Source organism: Novosphingobium indicum, assembly GCF_014645195.1.
Taxonomy (GTDB): Bacteria; Pseudomonadota; Alphaproteobacteria; order Sphingomonadales; family Sphingomonadaceae; genus Novosphingobium; species Novosphingobium indicum.
Map to the genome: position 1 here is coordinate 148886 of NZ_BMLK01000004.1, position 17202 is coordinate 166087.

22 protein-coding genes are annotated in these 17202 nt (G+C 64.6%); 14 read left to right on the forward strand and 8 right to left on the reverse strand.

The genetic code is table 11. The annotated features are described in order from the left end of the window. Nucleotides 1-44: 44 nt before the first annotated feature. Nucleotides 45-953 carry a methionyl-tRNA formyltransferase gene (gene fmt, locus IEX64_RS05360; protein WP_188818654.1) on the forward strand — a complete coding sequence of 303 codons (909 nt, stop codon included), beginning with the start codon at nucleotides 45-47 and terminating at the stop codon, nucleotides 951-953. Between the two features lie 95 nt (nucleotides 954-1048). On the opposite strand, the gene IEX64_RS05365 is transcribed toward fmt, so the two are convergent. Further along, complete coding sequence (locus IEX64_RS05365) at nucleotides 1049-1588, reverse strand: cupin domain-containing protein (RefSeq protein WP_188818655.1); 540 nt, start codon at nucleotides 1586-1588, stop codon at nucleotides 1049-1051. Between the two features lie 100 nt (nucleotides 1589-1688). On the opposite strand from IEX64_RS05365, the gene truA reads away from it, so the two are divergent. Then, a complete protein-coding gene (gene truA, locus IEX64_RS05370; RefSeq protein WP_188818656.1) occupies nucleotides 1689-2435 on the forward strand; it encodes a tRNA pseudouridine(38-40) synthase TruA in 747 nt (248 codons plus the stop codon). A gap of 6 nt (nucleotides 2436-2441) precedes the next feature. On the opposite strand, the gene IEX64_RS05375 is transcribed toward truA, so the two are convergent. The 5 genes from IEX64_RS05375 to IEX64_RS05395 form a co-directional block, all read right to left on the reverse strand. Further along, on the reverse strand, nucleotides 2442-3224 hold the full coding sequence (locus IEX64_RS05375) for a sulfite exporter TauE/SafE family protein (RefSeq protein ID WP_188818657.1): 783 nt from the start codon (nucleotides 3222-3224) through the stop codon (nucleotides 2442-2444). Between the two features lie 475 nt (nucleotides 3225-3699). Beyond that, nucleotides 3700-4023, reverse strand: coding sequence for a LysR family transcriptional regulator (locus IEX64_RS05380; RefSeq protein WP_188818658.1), 324 nt, complete (start codon nucleotides 4021-4023; stop codon nucleotides 3700-3702). A 540-nt stretch (nucleotides 4024-4563) separates the two neighbouring features. Further along, nucleotides 4564-5538 (reverse strand): hypothetical protein, encoded by a 975-nt coding sequence (locus tag IEX64_RS05385; protein WP_188818659.1) that lies wholly within the window; start codon nucleotides 5536-5538, stop codon nucleotides 4564-4566. 516 nt (nucleotides 5539-6054) lie between these two features. Further along, nucleotides 6055-7047, reverse strand: a complete 993-nt coding sequence (gene cobS / locus IEX64_RS05390; protein WP_188818660.1) for a cobaltochelatase subunit CobS — start codon at nucleotides 7045-7047, stop codon at nucleotides 6055-6057. A 504-nt stretch (nucleotides 7048-7551) separates the two neighbouring features. After that, the gene (locus IEX64_RS05395; RefSeq protein WP_188818661.1) at nucleotides 7552-8280 is read right to left on the reverse strand and encodes a winged helix-turn-helix transcriptional regulator; all 729 of its coding nucleotides are present in this window, start codon (nucleotides 8278-8280) and stop codon (nucleotides 7552-7554) included. Between the two features lie 72 nt (nucleotides 8281-8352). Here IEX64_RS05395 and IEX64_RS05400 point away from each other — a divergent pair, with 72 nt between their 5' ends. Genes IEX64_RS05400 through IEX64_RS05435 form a run of 8 tightly spaced genes read left to right on the forward strand, consistent with a single transcriptional unit; the run spans nucleotide 8353 to nucleotide 13003 of the window. Continuing rightward, entirely contained in the window at nucleotides 8353-9015 is a 663-nt protein-coding gene (locus IEX64_RS05400) for a glutathione S-transferase family protein (RefSeq protein ID WP_188818662.1), read from the forward strand. A gap of 14 nt (nucleotides 9016-9029) precedes the next feature. Continuing rightward, nucleotides 9030-9407 carry a DUF1428 domain-containing protein gene (locus IEX64_RS05405; protein ID WP_188818663.1) on the forward strand — a complete coding sequence of 126 codons (378 nt, stop codon included), beginning with the start codon at nucleotides 9030-9032 and terminating at the stop codon, nucleotides 9405-9407. Then, nucleotides 9404-10219, forward strand: coding sequence for a VOC family protein (locus IEX64_RS05410; RefSeq protein WP_188818664.1), 816 nt, complete (start codon nucleotides 9404-9406; stop codon nucleotides 10217-10219). The genes IEX64_RS05405 and IEX64_RS05410 overlap by 4 nt, the downstream gene beginning before the upstream one ends. 57 nt (nucleotides 10220-10276) lie before the next feature. Continuing rightward, the gene (locus tag IEX64_RS05415) at nucleotides 10277-10903 is read left to right on the forward strand and encodes a glutathione S-transferase family protein (protein ID WP_188818665.1); all 627 of its coding nucleotides are present in this window, start codon (nucleotides 10277-10279) and stop codon (nucleotides 10901-10903) included. Beyond that, nucleotides 10900-11403: a VOC family protein gene (locus IEX64_RS05420; protein ID WP_188818666.1), complete on the forward strand. Its 504-nt coding sequence runs from the start codon at nucleotides 10900-10902 to the stop codon at nucleotides 11401-11403. The genes IEX64_RS05415 and IEX64_RS05420 overlap by 4 nt, the downstream gene beginning before the upstream one ends. Continuing rightward, entirely contained in the window at nucleotides 11400-12053 is a 654-nt protein-coding gene (locus tag IEX64_RS05425) for a glutathione S-transferase family protein (protein ID WP_229710080.1), read from the forward strand. The genes IEX64_RS05420 and IEX64_RS05425 overlap by 4 nt, the downstream gene beginning before the upstream one ends. Nucleotides 12054-12065: 12 nt before the next feature. After that, nucleotides 12066-12530, forward strand: coding sequence for an SRPBCC family protein (locus IEX64_RS05430; RefSeq protein WP_188818667.1), 465 nt, complete (start codon nucleotides 12066-12068; stop codon nucleotides 12528-12530). Continuing rightward, complete coding sequence (locus tag IEX64_RS05435) at nucleotides 12527-13003, forward strand: GFA family protein (protein ID WP_188818668.1); 477 nt, start codon at nucleotides 12527-12529, stop codon at nucleotides 13001-13003. Before IEX64_RS05430 ends, IEX64_RS05435 begins: the two co-directional genes overlap by 4 nt. Before the next feature lie 24 nt (nucleotides 13004-13027). Here the strand turns inward: IEX64_RS05435 and IEX64_RS05440 are convergent, their stop codons facing one another. Together IEX64_RS05440 and IEX64_RS05445 are read right to left on the reverse strand one after the other, a co-directional pair. Further along, nucleotides 13028-13672: a twin-arginine translocation pathway signal protein gene (locus tag IEX64_RS05440; RefSeq protein ID WP_188818669.1), complete on the reverse strand. Its 645-nt coding sequence runs from the start codon at nucleotides 13670-13672 to the stop codon at nucleotides 13028-13030. Between the two features lie 131 nt (nucleotides 13673-13803). Then, entirely contained in the window at nucleotides 13804-14391 is a 588-nt protein-coding gene (locus tag IEX64_RS05445; RefSeq protein ID WP_188818670.1) for a J domain-containing protein, read from the reverse strand. Between the two features lie 39 nt (nucleotides 14392-14430). Here IEX64_RS05445 and IEX64_RS05450 point away from each other — a divergent pair, with 39 nt between their 5' ends. From IEX64_RS05450 to nusB, 4 genes are all read left to right on the forward strand, one after another. Continuing rightward, nucleotides 14431-14703, forward strand: a complete 273-nt coding sequence (locus IEX64_RS05450) for a BolA family protein (RefSeq protein ID WP_188818671.1) — start codon at nucleotides 14431-14433, stop codon at nucleotides 14701-14703. Between the two features lie 77 nt (nucleotides 14704-14780). Further along, nucleotides 14781-15434 (forward strand): ATP phosphoribosyltransferase, encoded by a 654-nt coding sequence (gene hisG, locus IEX64_RS05455; protein WP_188818672.1) that lies wholly within the window; start codon nucleotides 14781-14783, stop codon nucleotides 15432-15434. After that, nucleotides 15434-16723 (forward strand): histidinol dehydrogenase, encoded by a 1290-nt coding sequence (hisD, locus tag IEX64_RS05460; protein ID WP_188818673.1) that lies wholly within the window; start codon nucleotides 15434-15436, stop codon nucleotides 16721-16723. Before hisG ends, hisD begins: the two co-directional genes overlap by 1 nt. After that, nucleotides 16720-17163: a transcription antitermination factor NusB gene (gene nusB / locus IEX64_RS05465; RefSeq protein WP_188818674.1), complete on the forward strand. Its 444-nt coding sequence runs from the start codon at nucleotides 16720-16722 to the stop codon at nucleotides 17161-17163. Before hisD ends, nusB begins: the two co-directional genes overlap by 4 nt. The last annotated feature ends 39 nt before the right edge of the window (nucleotides 17164-17202 follow it).

Sequence of the window (17202 nt, forward strand, 5' to 3'; positions counted from 1 at the left end):
GCCTTGCGGGCACAAGCGAAAGAGACCCGGAGATTTCCCCACATATGCGCATCATCTTCATGGGAACGCCCGATTTCGCGGTGCCGGCGCTGGTCGCCCTGGTCGAGGCCGGGCACGAGATCGTGGCCGCCTATACCCAGCCCCCGCGCCCCGGTGGCCGGCGCGGCAAGGAACTGACCCCCTCGCCCGTCCACAAGGAAGCCGAACTGCGCGGGATCGCGGTGCGCCATCCGGTTTCGCTCAAGGGCGCCGAGGAACAGGCCGCCTTCGCCGCGCTGGAGGCCGACATCGCCGTCGTCGCCGCTTACGGGCTGATCCTGCCGCAGGCGATCCTCGATGCACCTGCACGCGGGTGCCTCAACATCCACGCCTCGATCCTGCCGCGCTGGCGCGGGGCGGCGCCGATCCAGAGGGCGATCCTCGCGGGCGATCCGACCACCGGCGTCACCATCATGCAGATGGAGGCCGGGCTCGATACCGGCCCGATGCTCGCCACTTTGCGCACCACCATCGACCGCAAGACCGCCGGCGAGCTGACCGCGGAGCTGGCCGAGAAAGGTGCGCAGCTTCTTGTCGGCACGCTGCGCGATCTGGCGATCCACCGCCCGGTTGCCCAGCCCGAGGACGGGGTGACTTACGCGAAGAAGATCGACAAGGCCGAAGCCCGGATCGACTTCGCGCAGCCCGCCGAGCAGGTCGAGCGACAGGTTCGCGCCTTCATGCCCGCGCCCGGCGCCTTCTTCGAACTCGACGGCGAGCGCTACAAGGTGCTCGCCGCCGATCTTGCCGAGGGATCGGGCGTACCCGGCACGGCGCTCGACGATGTTCTCACCGTCGCCTGCGGGACCGGCGCGATCCGCGTCACCCGCATCCAGCGCGCCGGCAAACCCGCGATGGACGCCGCCGACCTGCTGCGCGGCAAGCCCGTTCCTGCGGGGACGAAGCTGGGGTAAATCCCCCTCCACCATCCGCTATGCGGATAGTCCCCCTCCCCGAGCTTGTCTTGGGGAGGGGGCAGCCCGTCAGGGCTGACGGAGGGGGAAGCCCCTCAGACCTTCTCCGGCATCTTGCGCACGGGCGGGGGTTCATCCGCCCAGCGTGTGCCGCCGTCGCGGAGCTGGTCGACGTATTTCTCCCAGGCGCCCATGGGCTTGTCCTTGACGCGGATGTTGAAGCTGTCGGTGCCGCGAAATTCCAGCACTTCGGCGCCTTCGGGCCCGGCGGTGTAGGCATAGGGCACTTCGCTGCCGACGAAGAACCCGTCCCCGGCCACCAGCGTCTCGGTGCCCATGCGGATCGATCCGGCGACGACGTAGTAGAGGCAATCGCAGTCGTGCGTGTGCAACGGCAGCGGGAAACCGCTCTTCACCCACAGCCGAGCGAGGCTCATGCCCTCGCGGCGGTAGGGAACGTCGGCATATTCGCCGCGCACCGTCATGGCCTCTGCGAACTTGGGCTGCATGGCGATCAGGTTGGGCGTCTCGCTGTCGTTGGTCATGCAGTCGCATTCCTCGAGCGGCGTCGCATCGGCGCCCCTGAAAATCTCGAAACGCGGGCGCTCGGTTTCCGCCCGTTCATTCTCAGCCATAATCTCGGCTCCTCTTCCTCGAAGATCGCATGGTGCCATCCCCCCGCCCATGCGCCAAGCCATTTGCACCGCTGCGCCAGTCCTGTATCGGCGTGGCGAAATGACCCGCTTTGCCCTCACCCTCGAATTCGACGGCGCGCCCTTCATGGGCCTGCAGCGGCAGGCGCACGGACCCTCGGTGCAGCAGACGGTCGAGGACGCGGCCCGTGCCATCACCGGAGAGGCAGTAACGATGCATGCTGCCGGGCGCACCGACACCGGCGTCCATGCCCTCGCCATGCGTGCCCATATCGACATCGTCAAGGCCTTCACCCCCTTCCGCCTGATGGAAGCGCTCAATGCGCGGATGCGGCCGAATCCGGTCGCGGTGACCGCCTGCGAGCAAGTGGCGGACGACTGGCACGCCCGCTTTTCCTGCACCGGGCGCGCCTATATCTACCGCATCGTCAACCGCCGCGCGCCGCTGACGCTGGAGCGGGGGAAGGCCTGGCTGGTCTCCCGCCCGCTCGATGCCGAGGCCATGCACCGCGCCGCGCAGGCGCTGGTCGGGCTGCACGACTTCACCACGTTCCGCTCGGCCCACTGCCAAGCGAAGAGCCCCCTGAAGACGCTCGACCGGCTCGACGTGTGGCGCAAGGGCGAGCAGGTGCTGATCGAGGCCGAGGCGCGCAGTTTCCTGCACCATCAGGTCCGCTCGATGGTCGGCTGCCTCGCGATGGTCGGCATGGGCCGCTGGCGCGAGGAGCAGGTGGCCGAAGCCCTCGAAGCCCGCGACCGGCAGGCCCTCGGCCTCAACGCCCCGCCCGACGGGCTCTACTTTGTATGCGCAGTCTATCCCGAAGGGTGATCGCGATCAGGCGGTGAGAAGCTTGAAACCCGAAATGGCCAGCATCGCGGCGAGGATGTAGCGGATCAGGCGCTCGTCGATCTTCCCGGCGATGAGCGAGCCGATGATGATTCCCGGGATCGAGCCGAGCAGCAGCATCGCCAGCAGCGACATGTCGACGTTGCCCAGCCACGACTGCCCAATCGCGGCGACGAGGGCCAGCGGGATGGCATGGAGAATGTCGGTACTCACGACCGTGCGCGTATCGAGGCGCAGCGGGTAGAGCATCATCAGGAGCACCGCGACCAGTGCCCCGGCGCCGATCGAGGTGATGGTAACCAGAGCCCCCACGGCTGCTCCGGAGACCACCGTACACCAGAACTGGCGCCGCCGCAGGCTGGGGCCCAGCTTGCGGCGCAGTTCGATGAGCGGCGAGCGCAACTTGTCCTTGAAGGGCATCACCGCGGCAGTCAGCAGCAGCGCAATGCCCAGCAGGATGAAAAGCACGTCGGCATCGAGCCGACCCTGGTGGAATACCTTCAGCCAGACCAATGTGACGACGGCCGCCGGGACCGAGCCCAGCGCCAGACGGCGGATCACTTGCCAGTCCGGCGAGCCGACGCGGCGATGGATCAGCCCGCCCACGCTCTTGGTAATGGCGGCAAACCACAAGTCCGTGCCGATGGCGACGGCCGGATTGAACCCGAAAAACAGGATCAGGATCGGCGCCATCAGCGAACCGCCGCCGACTCCGGTCAGACCGACAAGAATTCCGACCAGAAGACCAGCTACCGAATAGGCTAGATTCATGCCTGTGAATGTCTCCGTGCGATCCGCATGGGACCGGCCAAGGATTTAACAAGAATAGATGTTCTCCCCCTTGGCACCGAGGCAAGCCGGAACTTCCGCAAGCCAGACGGTGAAGGCCTAGGGTGTAATTCGCCGTAGGTCTAGGGGCCGTCGACTTTGACAAATTGGGCAGTGCCGGAAAAACAGCATGGCCCGGACGAGGCACCCGACGCCTGCGACTGGCAGACGGCGCATTGCCAGACGCAATGGCGGAAGGGTTCACGCGGAGGCGCGGAGGCGCGAAGGCGCGAAGAGGTCCCGCCGCGCCGCAGGCGCCTTGCCCTTCCCGGAGCTTTCGTCAGCCGCGAGGCCCGCAAGGAAAGCGGCTGCGCCGCAAGCCCCATTCCTCCGCGTCTCCGCGCCTCCGCGTGAACCCTCGACGGTCACAAGGTGACAGTCCGGTTGACACGCGTGACACGGTCCAGGGGAAAACGTGTCACCTTGCGCCTCCGGTGTCACCTTGGCGCGCGAAAGTGTCACCTTGCGGCACCCACCTGTCACCTTGCGCGTCGTAGACCAGCCCGCCCCGCCGCATCTGCGCGCCGAGGCGCAGCCCCTCGTCCCAGACCTCCGCAAAGCCCGCGCCGAGCCGCCGGCGCAGGCGATAGGCCGACTGCCGGCTCACCCCCACGGCGCGCGACGCCGCCGCGACCGACCCCGTCACCGCCAGCGCGCGCAGGAAGGCATGGATGCGGAGCCGGCTCCAGCGGTACTCGGCGTTGGAACGGCGGAACGGACGGGGGTTATGGGTGTGAGGCATGCGGCGAGGGTACCGCAGGCGGGAGTGTGTAGGAAAATGCGGAAATTCGCCTCCACCCCTTCCCCCTTGATGGGGGAAGGATACGAAGCCTTGGAGAGCGCAGCGAACCTAGGCGCAGTTGGAAGGGGGTGATGAAGCGCGGCGCCGGGACCTCACCCCCGCCCAACTGCGGCTAGCACCCGCTTCGCGGGCACAAGCCTGCGTATCCCTCCCCCATCAAGGGGGAGGAAAGTGTGAGTGTATCGGGAAATGCAGTTACTCTTGATGGCAACTTTGCGCCCTAGTTGGCCGTTCGAGGATCGATTTGACGATCCAGGAAGCCGCCCGTCCGGTTTCGCCTGCCGACCCAATCGGCCAGAAGCCTAGATTGGCTGATTAAAGGCTGACGCTTATTGGTACGAGCGGGTGCAAATAGCTCTGGCCGAAGGGAGCTTGTGTAGGTCTACATCGAACCGCGTAAACTATTGCAAATCGAAGGATTTCTTCCTCCCCCGACCCAAAATTGGTATGCTTAATCCGCAGCTTGTGCGGATTAATACATCACGGTGCTGCTATCACCCTTCTATCGTAAAGGCTGCCGGAAACTTCGATAATCGACGCCCCGTCGCTGTCGGTTTTCAGGACAGCCTGCTTAGCCCCTTTCATGAAGTCGGACCTGCGCCCCACGTCTATGATATTCTCGCCGCCATCCAGCAGTGCACCGGAATGATAGGGCATCGACAGCATCACCCCCTTGGTCTTTAACTTTTCCTTGATATCCGCCTCGGCGGCGCTGAGGCTGAGCGCTCTGACAGCAAGGCGACCCAATCGGTTAAGTGCTACGGTCAACTCCTGACGCATGAGAGCAGCGCTGTTGTCCATCCATTTCGCTCGGCAGGTCGACCGACGCAGCTGCCCATAACAATGAGGCAAGGGCACCGTGAATACAGACGTATCGAGCGCCACTTCCACTTCCGCAGACTTGCTAAAAGCGAGCTTTCCGTCCTTCCAGCGATCGCCCGGCTGATTCCCAACAGTCCGCTTGTCGGCTACCCTCACCGAACAGATGCCAAAGATTGCCTGGAAGCTCTCTCCAACATTATATCGGCAATCGATATCGATCAGGTAATTAGTATCGACCGTTTCGAGCAGCGCATCTTTGGCCGCAATACTGCCGTCGCGCAGCGAGGACTGCGACACGAGCTGAATCCATGGTTGTTCTGCCAAACCGCTCGAGACACCAGCCATAAGGGGTTTGGCGCCATCGAAGTCGCCCAGCGCCTGCAGTAGAGGCAGCACCTCCGCTCGCCCGCGTTTCGACTGGCCGTCTTCCAGCGCTCCTATCAACAGGGCACCGATCAACCCATAATTGTTGGGGGTCATCCCAGCCCCGGGGTCCGGCCCGATCAGTAGCTTATCTTGCACGAGATGAACGGCAACAGGCAATGGCGCAGTCGCATCGCGAAGCTTCGAAGGAACCGTTGTCCAATGCTCCGCCGACGCTGGCATCGCCGTTGCCGCCAGCATCAGCATCACTGCCAGTCTCATAGTTCGCATGCATTCCCCCGAGGCCCAACAGGCATGCCCAAGCAATCTTCAGCATTGCTCTCGCGCACTGTTCGCTCGCACAAAGTCGCGGTCCAATCAAGCGCATGCTAGTCAGGAACCTTTGTGCAGCCTCGACATCGATGCCTGCAGTGAGGGTGGCGTCAAGCCGATGACGACCATATTTGCAAACTTGAGTACCCCATACAGTGCAGCGCGTTCCGCGCGGTGCCAGGGTTGTTCAAGCCGGTGGATGATTACTTTTGGCTGGAGTCTTGTCGGTAGGACGGATTAGTTGGCGATTTGGACACCTTCGATAAATGTCCACTTACGGGAAGCCGGATAACCCACAGGGTGGCCAGAAATGATCGACTGCTTAAGGACCGCTTTCAACGGCGCCGAAGGAATCGCGTGTAGAAAGCTGACTGGCGGCTTTCTGAAGCTATGCCTCTGTGAGCTGCCCTTCCGCAACCGGCCTATTGCGGTCGCTTGAAAGTCTGCCCCCCCTCAAGCCTTGCCCACCACACTCTCCGGCAGCTCCGTCCCGAAGACCCGCTGGTAGTATTCGGCCACCAGCATGCGCTCGGTCTCGTCGCACTTGTTGAGGAACGAGAGGCGGAAGGCGAAGCCGACGTCCTTGAAGATCGCCGCGTTCTGCGCCCAGGTGATCACCGTGCGCGGGCTCATCACGGTCGAGATGTCGCCGTTCATGAAGCCCTGACGCGAGAAGTCGGCGACCTTGACCATGTTGGCGATGGTTCCGGCATCGACCTGCGGCACCTTGGCGGTGACGATGGCGATCTCGGTCTCGGCCGGAAGGTAGTTGAGGCCGACCACCAGATTCCAGCGGTCCATCTGGCCCTGGTTGATCTGCTGGGTGCCGTGATAGAGGCCCGAGGTATCGCCGAGGCCCACCGTGTTGGCGGTGGCGAAGAGGCGGAAGTGCTTGTCCGGGCGGATCACGCGGTTCTGGTCGAGCAGGGTCAGCTTGCCCTCGGTCTCCAGAATGCGCTGGATCACGAACATCACGTCGGGCCGGCCGGCGTCGTATTCGTCGAACACCAGCGCGACCGGGTGCTGCAGCGCCCACGGCAGCAGGCCTTCGCGGAACTCGGTGACCTGCAACCCATCGCGCAGGACGATGGCGTCGCGGCCGATCAGGTCGATACGGCTGATGTGCGCATCGAGGTTGATACGGATGCACGGCCAGTTGAGGCGGGCGGCGACCTGCTCGATATGGGTCGACTTGCCGGTGCCGTGGTAGCCCTGCACCATCACGCGGCGGTTGAAGGCAAAGCCCGCGAGGATCGCCAACGTGGTGTCCGGATCGAACACGTAGGTCGCGTCGAGGTCGGGCACGCGCTCGTCCGCCTTCGAGAAAGCGGGCACCTTCATATCGATGTCGATCCCGAAGGTTTCGCGCACGTCGACTTCGGTGTCGGGAGCAGCCAGTACAGTGGAGTCGCGGGTGTCGGTCATGATGTTCGCAGATTCAGCCATATCGCCACCCGCCTAAAGGACGCGGCGCTGCACCGCAATAAGCTTTGGCCGGATTAGCGGCGGACCTGTCCGAAAAGGAAGGGGTGGTGTCCGGCCTTCGTCCTTTCCGCACGCTATACCTTCGTCATTGCGAGCCCGCGGGGTGAAGCAATCCAGGGCGGTTTGCGCTCGCTCTGGATTGCTGCGTCGGCTTCGCCTCCTCGCAATGACGAATAAGGGTAATGGGCAAGCTTCTAGGCGGCGTGGACAAATTCCTCGCGGATCACGGTTGGCGTCAGATTGGCCCTGGTGAGGCGCGAAGGCGCAGACAGAGCAGGCCTCTTTCAAGCCGGAACAACGCTGCCAGGGCCAATCTGACGCCAACCCCTGCGGGGCCGGACCAAAACCCGCCACTTCCGCGTCGGCTCGGCTGGAACTATCGACATAGTCCTGCACCTCGCCTTCTTGAATTGACGGGTTTTGCCTCCGGCCGTGACCACGAGGAATTTGTCCACGCCGCCTAGTTCACCCCGCAGCCTTCATCTCCACCTTTTCCGGCAGTGCGAACAGGTCGATGAACCGCCGCGCCAGATCCGCGTCGCCGCCGATGGCCAGCCGGTTGCCCGCTTCCTCGGGCGTCTTCTTGCCGTAGAACACGGGCAGGAAGTCCGAGGCGCTGCCCGCGCTGAAACGCAGGTCGGGCGAGAGCATGGTATCGCCGACGGGATGGATGCTGAGCCCGTCGTGGCGCAGGCGTCCGGCGAAGTGATCCTCACCCACGTCGAAGGCGACCCACAGCTCCATGTCACCAATCTTGCGGTGATCGAGCAGCGTGCGCATCGAGAGCATGAGCGAGGTGGGCGTGAGCGGCAGGGTGGGATCGTGGAACGGCGCGCGCAGGGCCCAGCGGCCCAGTTCCTGCAGCACCTTTTCCAGCCCGCGGCCCCACTCGGTGAGCTGATAGACCTGCGCCGAGACCGGCGGCGGCAAGTGCGCGCGCTCGACCAGGCCCAGCTCCTGCAGCGTCTCCAGCCGCTCGGTCAGCGTCTTGGCGGAAAGGTTGGGCAGGCTGGCGCGGATGTCGCTGAAACGGCGGCCGCCCAGCATCAGCTCGCGGATGACGAGCAGCGTCCAGCGCTCACCGATCAGCTCCATGCCGAAGGCGGCGGCGCAGGCATCGCCATACCACTTGCCGTGGACTTTGGGTGTTCCCTGAACGTCTCGACCCGCTTTGGTTTCTTTTTGCAACTTCATCGTTGCTTTTTGTAACCCAAGTGCCACCGTCAGGCAAGATCGATTCGCAGCGACGCCGATGGAGAGACGACCATGCCGATGACCGATACCGCCGAGACCGTGATCAGCGCCTTCGACAATGTGCCCGCTTTCGCCAAGGGCATGGTCCGCGATCTGCGCGTGCGCTGGGCGCTGGAGGAAATCGGGCGCGACTATGCGGTGCAGAACCTCGATGCCTTCAAGCCCAAGCCCGAGGGCTACCGCGACTGGCAGCCCTATGCCCAGGTGCCCGCCTTCGCCGACGGCGACATGCGCCTGTTCGAAAGCGGCGCGATCCTGCTCTATCTGGGCGAGCAGGACGAGCGCCTGCTGCCCCGCGATCCCGGCATCCGCTGGTCGGCGATCACCTGGACCATCGCGGCGCTCAACAGCGTCGAGCCCTCGCTGATGCAGATCGTCAATCTCGACTTCTTCCTCGCCGGCCAGCCCTGGGCCAGGGAAGCCCGTCCGGCGATGCTCGAACTGGCGCGCGCCAGGCTCGAGAGCACCGAGAAGGCGCTGGGCGAGCGGGAGTGGTTCGCCGGCCCCTTCACCATTGCCGACATCATGATGACATCGGTGCTGCGCAATGTGAATCACACCGACCTGCTGGACGGCTTCCCCGCCCTCGCCGCCTTCAAGGCCCGGGGCGAGGCCCGACCCGCTTTTCAGCGCGCGCTGGCCGATCAGATGGCGGGATACCGCGAGCCCGTCTGAGCAGGAGACGTACCATGTCTTATATCGAAGGCTTCTTGATCCCGGTCCCTACAGCCAACAAGGACCGCTTCATTGCCTATGCCCGCGAGATCGACCCCATTTTCCTGGAATACGGGGCCAAGCGGGTCTGGGAATGCTGGGGCGACGAGGTCCAGCATGGCAAGCAGACCGACTTCTTCCGCGCCGTCGAGGCGAAGGACGACGAGACGGTCTGCTTCAGCTGGATCGAATGGCCCGACAAGGCCACGCGCGACGCGCAGATGGCCGCGCTTATGGACCTCATGGAGAACGATCCGCGTTTCGATCAGGAGCAGAATCCGGTGCCGTTCGACGGCAAGCGCATGATCTTCGGCGGCTTTCAACCCGTCGTTGCCCTGGGAGAGTGGCCATGACCAATCCGGCAGGCAGCTTCATCTGGTACGAACTGATGACCACCGATCCCGACGCAGCCAGCGCCTTCTACGGCGATGTCGTGGGCTGGCAGGTCACCGCAGAGGGCCCGCAGGCGCCGCAGGGTATCGAGTACCGCCACATCATCCGAAGCGACGGCGGCAGCGCGGGCGGTATGCTCGCGCTGACCGACGAGATGCTGGCCGGTGGCGCGCGGCCGGGATGGTTCGGGTACATCCATACGCCCGACCTGGACGCGACGGTCGAGGCGATCGTCGCGGATGGGGGCGGCGTAATGATGCCGAAAATGACCATCGCGGTCGGCAGCTTCGCGCTCGTCACCGACCCGCAGGGTGTGCCTTTCTACGCGATGACGCCGGTGCCGCCCGCGCACGATCCCGATGCCACCAGCGACGTCTTCTCGGTGGATCGGCCGCAGACCGTGCGCTGGAACGAACTGGTCACGCCCGACGACGACGCAGCCCTCGCGTTCTACAGCAGGCACTTCGGCTGGACGCAGGAAGGCGCAATGCCGATGGGCCACATGGGCGACTACCGCTTTCTGCAGGCGGACGGGATCGGCATCGGCGCCGTGATGAAGAAGCCGGATTCGATGCCCGTCGGCGGCTGGACTTTCTACTTTGGCGTCGACGACATTGACCGCGCCGTCTCCACAGCCAGGGCTGGCGGCGGCAACGTCATGGGCGAGCCCAACCAGATCCCTGGAGGCGAATGGAGCGTTCACGCCTTCGATCCTCAGGGCGCCTTCTTCGGCTTGGTCGGGCCGCGGCTCGAACCGGCACAAGCGGATTGACGCCTACATTTGTTCGCTTAATGTTCCAATCATTGAAATAATCGAGGATACTGGGTGATGGCCGACTATACGTTCTACACCAATCCGATGTCGCGCGGACAGATTGCCCGCTGGGCTCTTCACGAGGCTGGGGCAGACTATGATGCGGTCATTGTCCAGTGGCAGGACAAGCCTGCCGCTTTCCTGGCCGCCAACCCGATGGGCAAGGTGCCCACGCTGGTCCACCATGCGGAGGACGGGGACAGGGTCGTCACCGAGGCAGCGGCGATCTGCCTCTACCTGGCCGAGATGCATCCCGAAGCCGGCCTGCTGCCCAACGATGCGGAAATGGCCGATTACTACCGGTGGACATTCTTCGCCGCCGGCCCCGTCGAACAGGCCATCACGTCGCGGAACTTCAAGTTCGAACCCGCGGCGGAACAGGAAGGCATGGCCGGCTGGGGCAGCTTCGAACGGACGATGAAGGCGCTCGACAGCCACTTTTCGGTCTCGAAGTGGGTCTGCGGAAACCGGTTTACCATGGCCGACGTCTATGTCGGCAGCGCCGTGGACTGGGGTCTCAACTTCGGGATCATGCCGCCGCTGCCCTCCTTCGTCGGCTATGCCGAACACTGTCAGGCTCGCCCGGCCTACAAGGCGGCCAAGGCCATCGACAATGCCCTCATTGCGGAGATGAAGAAGTGACCGCGCCGAACACCGAAGCCAGGGCCCGCATCTGCCTATGGTACGATGGCACGGCGCTGGAGGCGGCCGAATTCTACGCCGCTACATTTCCCGACACGCGCGTGACCCATGTCGAACGCTCGCCAACGGACTATTCCGATGGCAGTGAAGGCGACGTTCTCACGGTGGAATTCACGCTGATGGGAATCGACTGCTTTGGCCTCAACGGCGGCCCGCAATTCCCGCATTCGGAAGCCTTCTCCTTCCAGATCGCCACCGACACGCAAGAGGAGACCGACTGCTACTGGAGCGCCATCGTCGAGAACGGCGGCACAGAAAGCGCGTGCGGCTGGTGCAAAGACAAATGGGGGCTATCGTGGCAGATCACGCCACGTGCATTGACGCAGGCGCTCTCCGATCCAGACCGGGAGGCTGCCCGCCGCGCGATGGAGGCCATGATGACAATGCGAAAAATAGACATCGCTGCGATAGAGGCGGCGCGAAAGGGAGAAACTGCTTGAGCCTGGAACTGTTTGGCCACCCCTTTTCCTCGTACACCTGGAAGGTGCTCATCGCGCTCCATGCGGCCGAGGTCGATTTCGAGTTCCGGATGGTCGACGCCGATCATCCCGACAACCTTGAGGTCGTACAGTCGGCCGGGCCGCTGGCCAAGTTTCCGGTTCTGCGCGACGGCGAGAACCTGCTGTTTGAAGCCACGACGATCATCGAATACCTCTCGCAGCACCACGCTCCCGGCGAAATGCTGATCCCGTCCGAACCCGACGCGGCGATCGGCATACGCATGCTCGACCGGGTGTTCGACAACTACGTCATGGGGCCGATGCAGGCCGTGGTCGACGAGTACCTGCGCGACGCGCAGACTCCGGCCGCAGACCGCATCGCGGAGGCCCGCGCCAGGCTGGACAGGGCCTATGCCTGGCTGGAAGGCTGGCTGCAGTTCTACCCGGCGGGCGATCAGATCACCCTGATCGAATGCGCCGCCGCGCCGGCGCTGTTCTACGCCGACTGGGTGCATCCTATTCCGGAAGACCGCCCCCGGCTGCGTCGCTGGCGCAAGCACCTGCTGCGCCAGCCCGCCGTGGCACTTTGCGTGGACGGCGCCCGGCCATACCGACAGTACTTCCCTCTGGGCGATCCCGGCCGCGATTGAAGGAGAGACGCTGTGACCGATGGCCCCCAGCTCAACGAGCTTTCGGTAACCCGCTATATCGATGCCCCTCCCTCCAAGGTGTGGGAAGTCCTCACCGAACGACAAAATGAATGGAGGTGTCCGCGCCCTTGGCGGGCGGAAGTGGACCGGCAAGACCGGCACGCGGGCGGCGCCTGCAACATGACGTTCTACGGACCGGATGGCGAGGAAATGCCGCAGAACGGCATCTATCTCGCCTATGAGGAAGGCCGCCGTTTCGTCACCACCGATGCCATAACCGAAGATTTCCAGCCCTCGGGGCCCTTCATGATTGGCATATGGGAAATCGAGCCGGAAGGCGCAGGCACGCGCTATACGGCCCGCGCGCGTCATTGGAGCGAGGACACCCGCAAACAGCACGAGGAAATGGGCTTCATCGAGGGATGGACGATTTGCGCGGCCCAACTCGCTAAAATCTGTGAAGGCGAAGCACCATGACCGCACAGGGGCGCTGCGCCTGCGGCGAGGTTCACTACCGGCTCACTGCCGGGCCGATCGTCGTACATTGCTGCCATTGCCGCTGGTGCCAACGCGAATCCGGCACCGCCTTCGCTCTCAATGCGCTGATCGAGACGAGCCACGTCACCGTGGTCGCAGGGACACCCGAACGGATCGACACGCCCTCGGCCAGCGGCAAGGGGCAGGCGGTGTTTCGCTGCCCCCGGTGTCAGGTCGCGCTATGGAGCCATTTCGCCGGCGCTGGCGAGAAAGCCGCTTTCGTCCGTGTGGGAACGCTCGACGATCCCGATGCCTGTCCGCCCGACGTCCACATCTATATCGAAAGCAAACAGCCCTGGGTCATGTTCCCCGCAGGATCGGAACAGTTTCCCGGCTACTATTCGGGCAAGGACGTCGTGCGGATCTACGGCGAGGATGGCGCCGCACGCTGGAAAGCCCTGCGCAGCGGCTGAAGCCACCGTACCGAAGCGCTGCTCTCAGCCCTCGTCCTCCGGAGCCGCTTCCCCGGCCTTGCCGGCTTCGACAAGCGCATCCCAGGTTTCCCAGTCCACCGAGTGGCCGGGATAGGCGACCTTCTCGAACGGCCATTCGGTTTCGATCCAGTTGGTCGCAAAATTGTACAGTTCGTCTTCGAAGCCGGCGTCATATTCGGCCTTGGTAACCCACATCCTGACGACGGCATCGTACCCGTCGACATTGCTCGGATAGACATAGATGCACCCGCGCTCGCGAAGGCCATCCGGGGGCAGGACTGCGTAGGCGAACGACGAGCGCTTTTGAAAGCGGGCCTGCTCGTTCTCCATGTCCTTCATGGCATCCGCATCCGAGATCCCTTCGTGCGGCCACGACGTGCTGCGGCTGAAGGTCTTCTGAAGATGTTCGATCGAAGACATATATGCGTCGAAATCGATCTTCACCAGGTCCGGGCCCAGCGGCACGAGTTTGAAGCTCTCGGCTTCCACCAGCGTCGGAACCTCAAAATCCGCCGGGACGAAGGGCGAGGCTTCTGCGGCGTGCCCTTGCTCTGCGGGCGCCGGGTCATCGCCAGCCATTACCGGGGAGCCCGCCACCATGGCCATCGTCAACGCCAGAGCCGCGCCGGTGATCCTCAAATTCCTCATGCAAACTCCTCGAACCGGGCGGTGCACCCGCTGGTCAATCGACAAAACCGTATGGAGCAGATGTGCGGAACCTCTGCCTTGCGCGGCTTGAGACTTTAGGCAGCGATCGCGCAGCGCCGCAAGCGCCGAGTTCAGGCCAGTGCAGCCGCTTTACGCAGCAGCTGATAGGCTTCCACCACCGTCTGCAACCGCGAGGAGTGACTGTGATCGCCGCCGTTGTGATCGGGATGATACTGGCGCAGCAACCGCGTGTAGCGGGCGCGCAAGGTCTTGCGGTCGACGTCGGATTCCAGTCCAAGCACTTCGAGCGCGCGGCGTTCATTTGGAGAGAAGCGGTTCTGCGCGCGCATGTCCGCCTGTTGGCGCTTCACATGGGCACGGGCGCGCGAACTGATCGCATCCAGCGGATCGGAGAAGTTCGCCCAGTTCGGCGTTCCGTCCACCCCCGCGTCGTGCCGGAACGCGCGCGTCTCGGTTTCCCAGCCATGCAGCGGCGACTGGGCGCGGAAGATTTCTTCGGCCTCCATGCCCTCGAAATAGTCGTAACCCGAATTGAACTCGCGCACGTGCTCCAGACAGAACCAGCGGTAGTCCCCCGGCCCGTCGAACCCGGACGGCCGCCCGCCCGGAGCCCGGAACTCGCCCGCCTCTTCACATCCCGGCCAACTGCACTCGCGGCCGCCGGATTCGTACCTGCCATGAAATCTTTGATGTCTCACCGGCTTCAAGATGGGGCATAGCATCGCTAAATGGAAGCCATGACCGGACCACTCGCGCAGGAAATGCGGCAACTGCTAACAGCCGCGCTGGAGCCCACGCAGCTCGATATCATCAACGATTCCGCCAGCCACAGCGGCCACATGGGCGATGACGGCAGCGGCGAATCGCACTTCACCATCGTCATCGAAAGCGCGAAGTTCGCCGGCGTCTCGCGCCTGCAGCGCCAGCGCATGGTCAACGGCGCGCTGGGCGACATCCCCGGCGAGCGCGTCCACGCCATCGCCATCAAGGCCCGCGCGCCCGGCGAATAAGGCCGCTACCGCCTTCCACTTGCAGGCGTCTCATCGCCGGTTGCCCTTTCGCTGCATGCGCCCTAAATGCGCGCACCATGCCGAAACCGCTGACATTCGCCGTGCCCAAGGGCCGTATCCTCGACGAAGCGCTGCCACTCATGGCGCGTGCAGGGGTCGTGCCCGAGGCGGAGTTCCACGACAAGAAGTCTCGCGCACTGTCGTTCGACTGCGAGAACAGCGACATGCGCCTGATCCGCGTGCGTGCGTTCGACGTCGCGACTTTTGTGGCGCATGGTGCCGCGCAGGTCGGCATTGTCGGCTCTGACGTGGTCGAGGAGTTCAACTACTCCGACCTTTACGCGCCGGTCGATCTCGACATCGGGCACTGCCGCCTGTCGGTGGCCGAGCCGGTGGGCGAAGAGGGCGGCGCCCTGCCCTCGCACCTACGGATCGCCAGCAAGTATCCCAACCTCACCCGCCGCCACTTCGAGAAACTGGGCGTGCAGGCCGAGGTGGTGAAGCTCAACGGCGCGATGGAACTGGCACCCTCGCTCGGACTGTCGAGCCGGATCGTCGATCTCGTATCCACCGGGCGCACGCTCAAGGAAAACGGCCTCGTCGAAACGAGCCGCATTCTCGACATTTCCGCGCGCCTCATCGTCAACCGCGCCGCGCTCAAGACCGACGAGCGCGTGGGCGCGCTGGTCGAGGCTTTCCGCGCGCTGGTGAGCGAGAAAGCGGCGGCCTGATGCTGCGCCTTTCCTCCAGGGCGCCCGGCTTTGCCGAGGCCTTTGCCCGCGTGGTGGCGGACCGGCGCGAAAGCGCGGTCGATGTCGCCGCCGATGTCGCGGCGATCCTTCAGGACGTGCGCGCCCGCGGCGATGCGGCACTGGCGGAGCTGACCGCGAAGTTCGACGGCCACGATCTCGACACGAGCGGCTGGAACATCGATGCCGAGGCGTGCCGCAAGGCCTTCGACGCGCTCGATCCGTCGCTGCGCGAAGCCCTTGAGCTCGCGGCCGAGCGTATCCGCGCCTATCACGCCGCGCAGCTTCCCGAGAACCGCGACTATACCGATGATACCGGCGTGCGCCTCGGCGCGACCTGGCATCCGGTCGATGCAGCGGGGCTCTATGTGCCCGGCGGACGGGCCGCCTATCCCTCCTCGCTGCTGATGAACGCCATTCCCGCCAAGGTCGCGGGCGTCGAACGGCTCGTCGTCGTTACGCCGACTCCCAAAGGCGAAGTCAACCCGCTGGTGCTCGCCGCCGCGCATCTCGCGGGCGTCGATGAAGTCTGGCGCGTAGGCGGGGCCCATGCCGTCGGCGCGCTCGCCTATGGCACCGGACGGATCGCGCCGGTCGATGTCATCACCGGCCCCGGCAATGCCTGGGTCGCCGAGGCCAAGCGCCAGCTCTACGGCGTCGTCGGCATCGACATGGTGGCAGGCCCGAGCGAGATCCTCGTGATCGCCGACGCAAAGAACGAACCGAGCAAGGTCGCCGCCGACCTGCTCAGCCAGGCCGAGCATGATCCGACCTCGCAGTCGATCCTCATCACCGACGATGCGGCCTTTGCCGACGCGGTGGCCGCTGCGGTAGAAACCGAACTTGCCGCGCTTGCGACGCAGGAAACCGCCAGCAAGAGCTGGGACGACAACGGCGTGATCATCGATGTAGCCGCGTTCGATGAAGCGCCCGCGCTCGCCAACCAGCTTGCCGCCGAACACGTCGAGATCGCCACCGACGATCCCGAAGCGCTGATGCGGCAGATCCGCCACGCCGGTTCGGTGTTCCTCGGCCGCATGACTCCCGAAGCGGTGGGCGATTACGTCGCCGGCCCCAACCACGTGCTGCCCACCGGGCGCCGCGCGCGGTTCTCCTCGGGGCTCTCGGTTCTCGATTTCATGAAGCGCACCAGCTTCATCCAGCTCGACCAGGCGGCGCTGGAGGCCATCGGCCCCGCCGCCGTAGCCCTTGCCGATGCGGAAGGGCTTCCCGCGCACGCGCGCTCCATTTCCGTAAGGCTCGGCCAATGACCACATCCAAGAAGGCGCGCACCGCCGCCCGCCTCGCCGCCGTTCAGGCACTCTACCAGCACGAGATGGAAGGCACTCCACTTGCCAGCCTGCTCGACGAATTCCACCGCCACCGCCTCGGCGCGGTGATCGACGACGAGCAGTACCTCTCCGCCGAAGTCGCGTTCTTCGACGACGTGGTGAAAGGCGCCCTCGCCCGCCGCGAGGACATCGACGACCTGCTCGGCCGCAAGCTGGCGCAGGGCTGGTCGCTCAAGCGCCTCGACAAGACCATGCTGCAGATCCTGCGCGCCGGCTCCTACGAACTCATGGCCCGCGCCGACGTGCCGACTGCTGCCGCGATCAGCGAATACGTCGACGTCGCCCACGCCTTCTTCCAGCCGCGCGAGGCGAAGTTCGTCAACGGCGTGCTGGACGCGGTGGCCAAGGCGGTTCGCTGAGCACCTGCCAGCAGCTTCGCTCGACACGAACGGGATAGA

Excerpts from the sequence above, each read along its gene's own strand:
- nusB (WP_188818674.1), top strand. The coding sequence starts at position 16,720 with ATGACCACATCCAAGAAGGCGCGCACCGCCGCCCGCCTCGCCGCCGTT.
- IEX64_RS05450 (WP_188818671.1), top strand. The coding sequence starts at position 14,431 with ATGACCGGACCACTCGCGCAGGAAATGCGGCAACTGCTAACAGCCGCG.
- IEX64_RS05405 (WP_188818663.1), top strand. The coding sequence starts at position 9,030 with ATGTCTTATATCGAAGGCTTCTTGATCCCGGTCCCTACAGCCAACAAG.
- cobS (WP_188818660.1), bottom strand. The coding sequence starts at position 7,047 with ATGGCTGAATCTGCGAACATCATGACCGACACCCGCGACTCCACTGTA.
- IEX64_RS05400 (WP_188818662.1), top strand. The coding sequence starts at position 8,353 with ATGCCGATGACCGATACCGCCGAGACCGTGATCAGCGCCTTCGACAAT.
- IEX64_RS05435 (WP_188818668.1), top strand. The coding sequence starts at position 12,527 with ATGACCGCACAGGGGCGCTGCGCCTGCGGCGAGGTTCACTACCGGCTC.
- IEX64_RS05375 (WP_188818657.1), bottom strand. The coding sequence starts at position 3,224 with ATGAATCTAGCCTATTCGGTAGCTGGTCTTCTGGTCGGAATTCTTGTC.
- IEX64_RS05380 (WP_188818658.1), bottom strand. The coding sequence starts at position 4,023 with ATGCCTCACACCCATAACCCCCGTCCGTTCCGCCGTTCCAACGCCGAG.
- hisD (WP_188818673.1), top strand. The coding sequence starts at position 15,434 with ATGCTGCGCCTTTCCTCCAGGGCGCCCGGCTTTGCCGAGGCCTTTGCC.
- IEX64_RS05365 (WP_188818655.1), bottom strand. The coding sequence starts at position 1,588 with ATGGCTGAGAATGAACGGGCGGAAACCGAGCGCCCGCGTTTCGAGATT.
- fmt (WP_188818654.1), top strand. The coding sequence starts at position 45 with ATGCGCATCATCTTCATGGGAACGCCCGATTTCGCGGTGCCGGCGCTG.
- IEX64_RS05395 (WP_188818661.1), bottom strand. The coding sequence starts at position 8,280 with ATGAAGTTGCAAAAAGAAACCAAAGCGGGTCGAGACGTTCAGGGAACA.
- IEX64_RS05415 (WP_188818665.1), top strand. The coding sequence starts at position 10,277 with ATGGCCGACTATACGTTCTACACCAATCCGATGTCGCGCGGACAGATT.
- IEX64_RS05410 (WP_188818664.1), top strand. The coding sequence starts at position 9,404 with ATGACCAATCCGGCAGGCAGCTTCATCTGGTACGAACTGATGACCACC.
- IEX64_RS05440 (WP_188818669.1), bottom strand. The coding sequence starts at position 13,672 with ATGAGGAATTTGAGGATCACCGGCGCGGCTCTGGCGTTGACGATGGCC.
- hisG (WP_188818672.1), top strand. The coding sequence starts at position 14,781 with ATGCCGAAACCGCTGACATTCGCCGTGCCCAAGGGCCGTATCCTCGAC.
- truA (WP_188818656.1), top strand. The coding sequence starts at position 1,689 with ATGACCCGCTTTGCCCTCACCCTCGAATTCGACGGCGCGCCCTTCATG.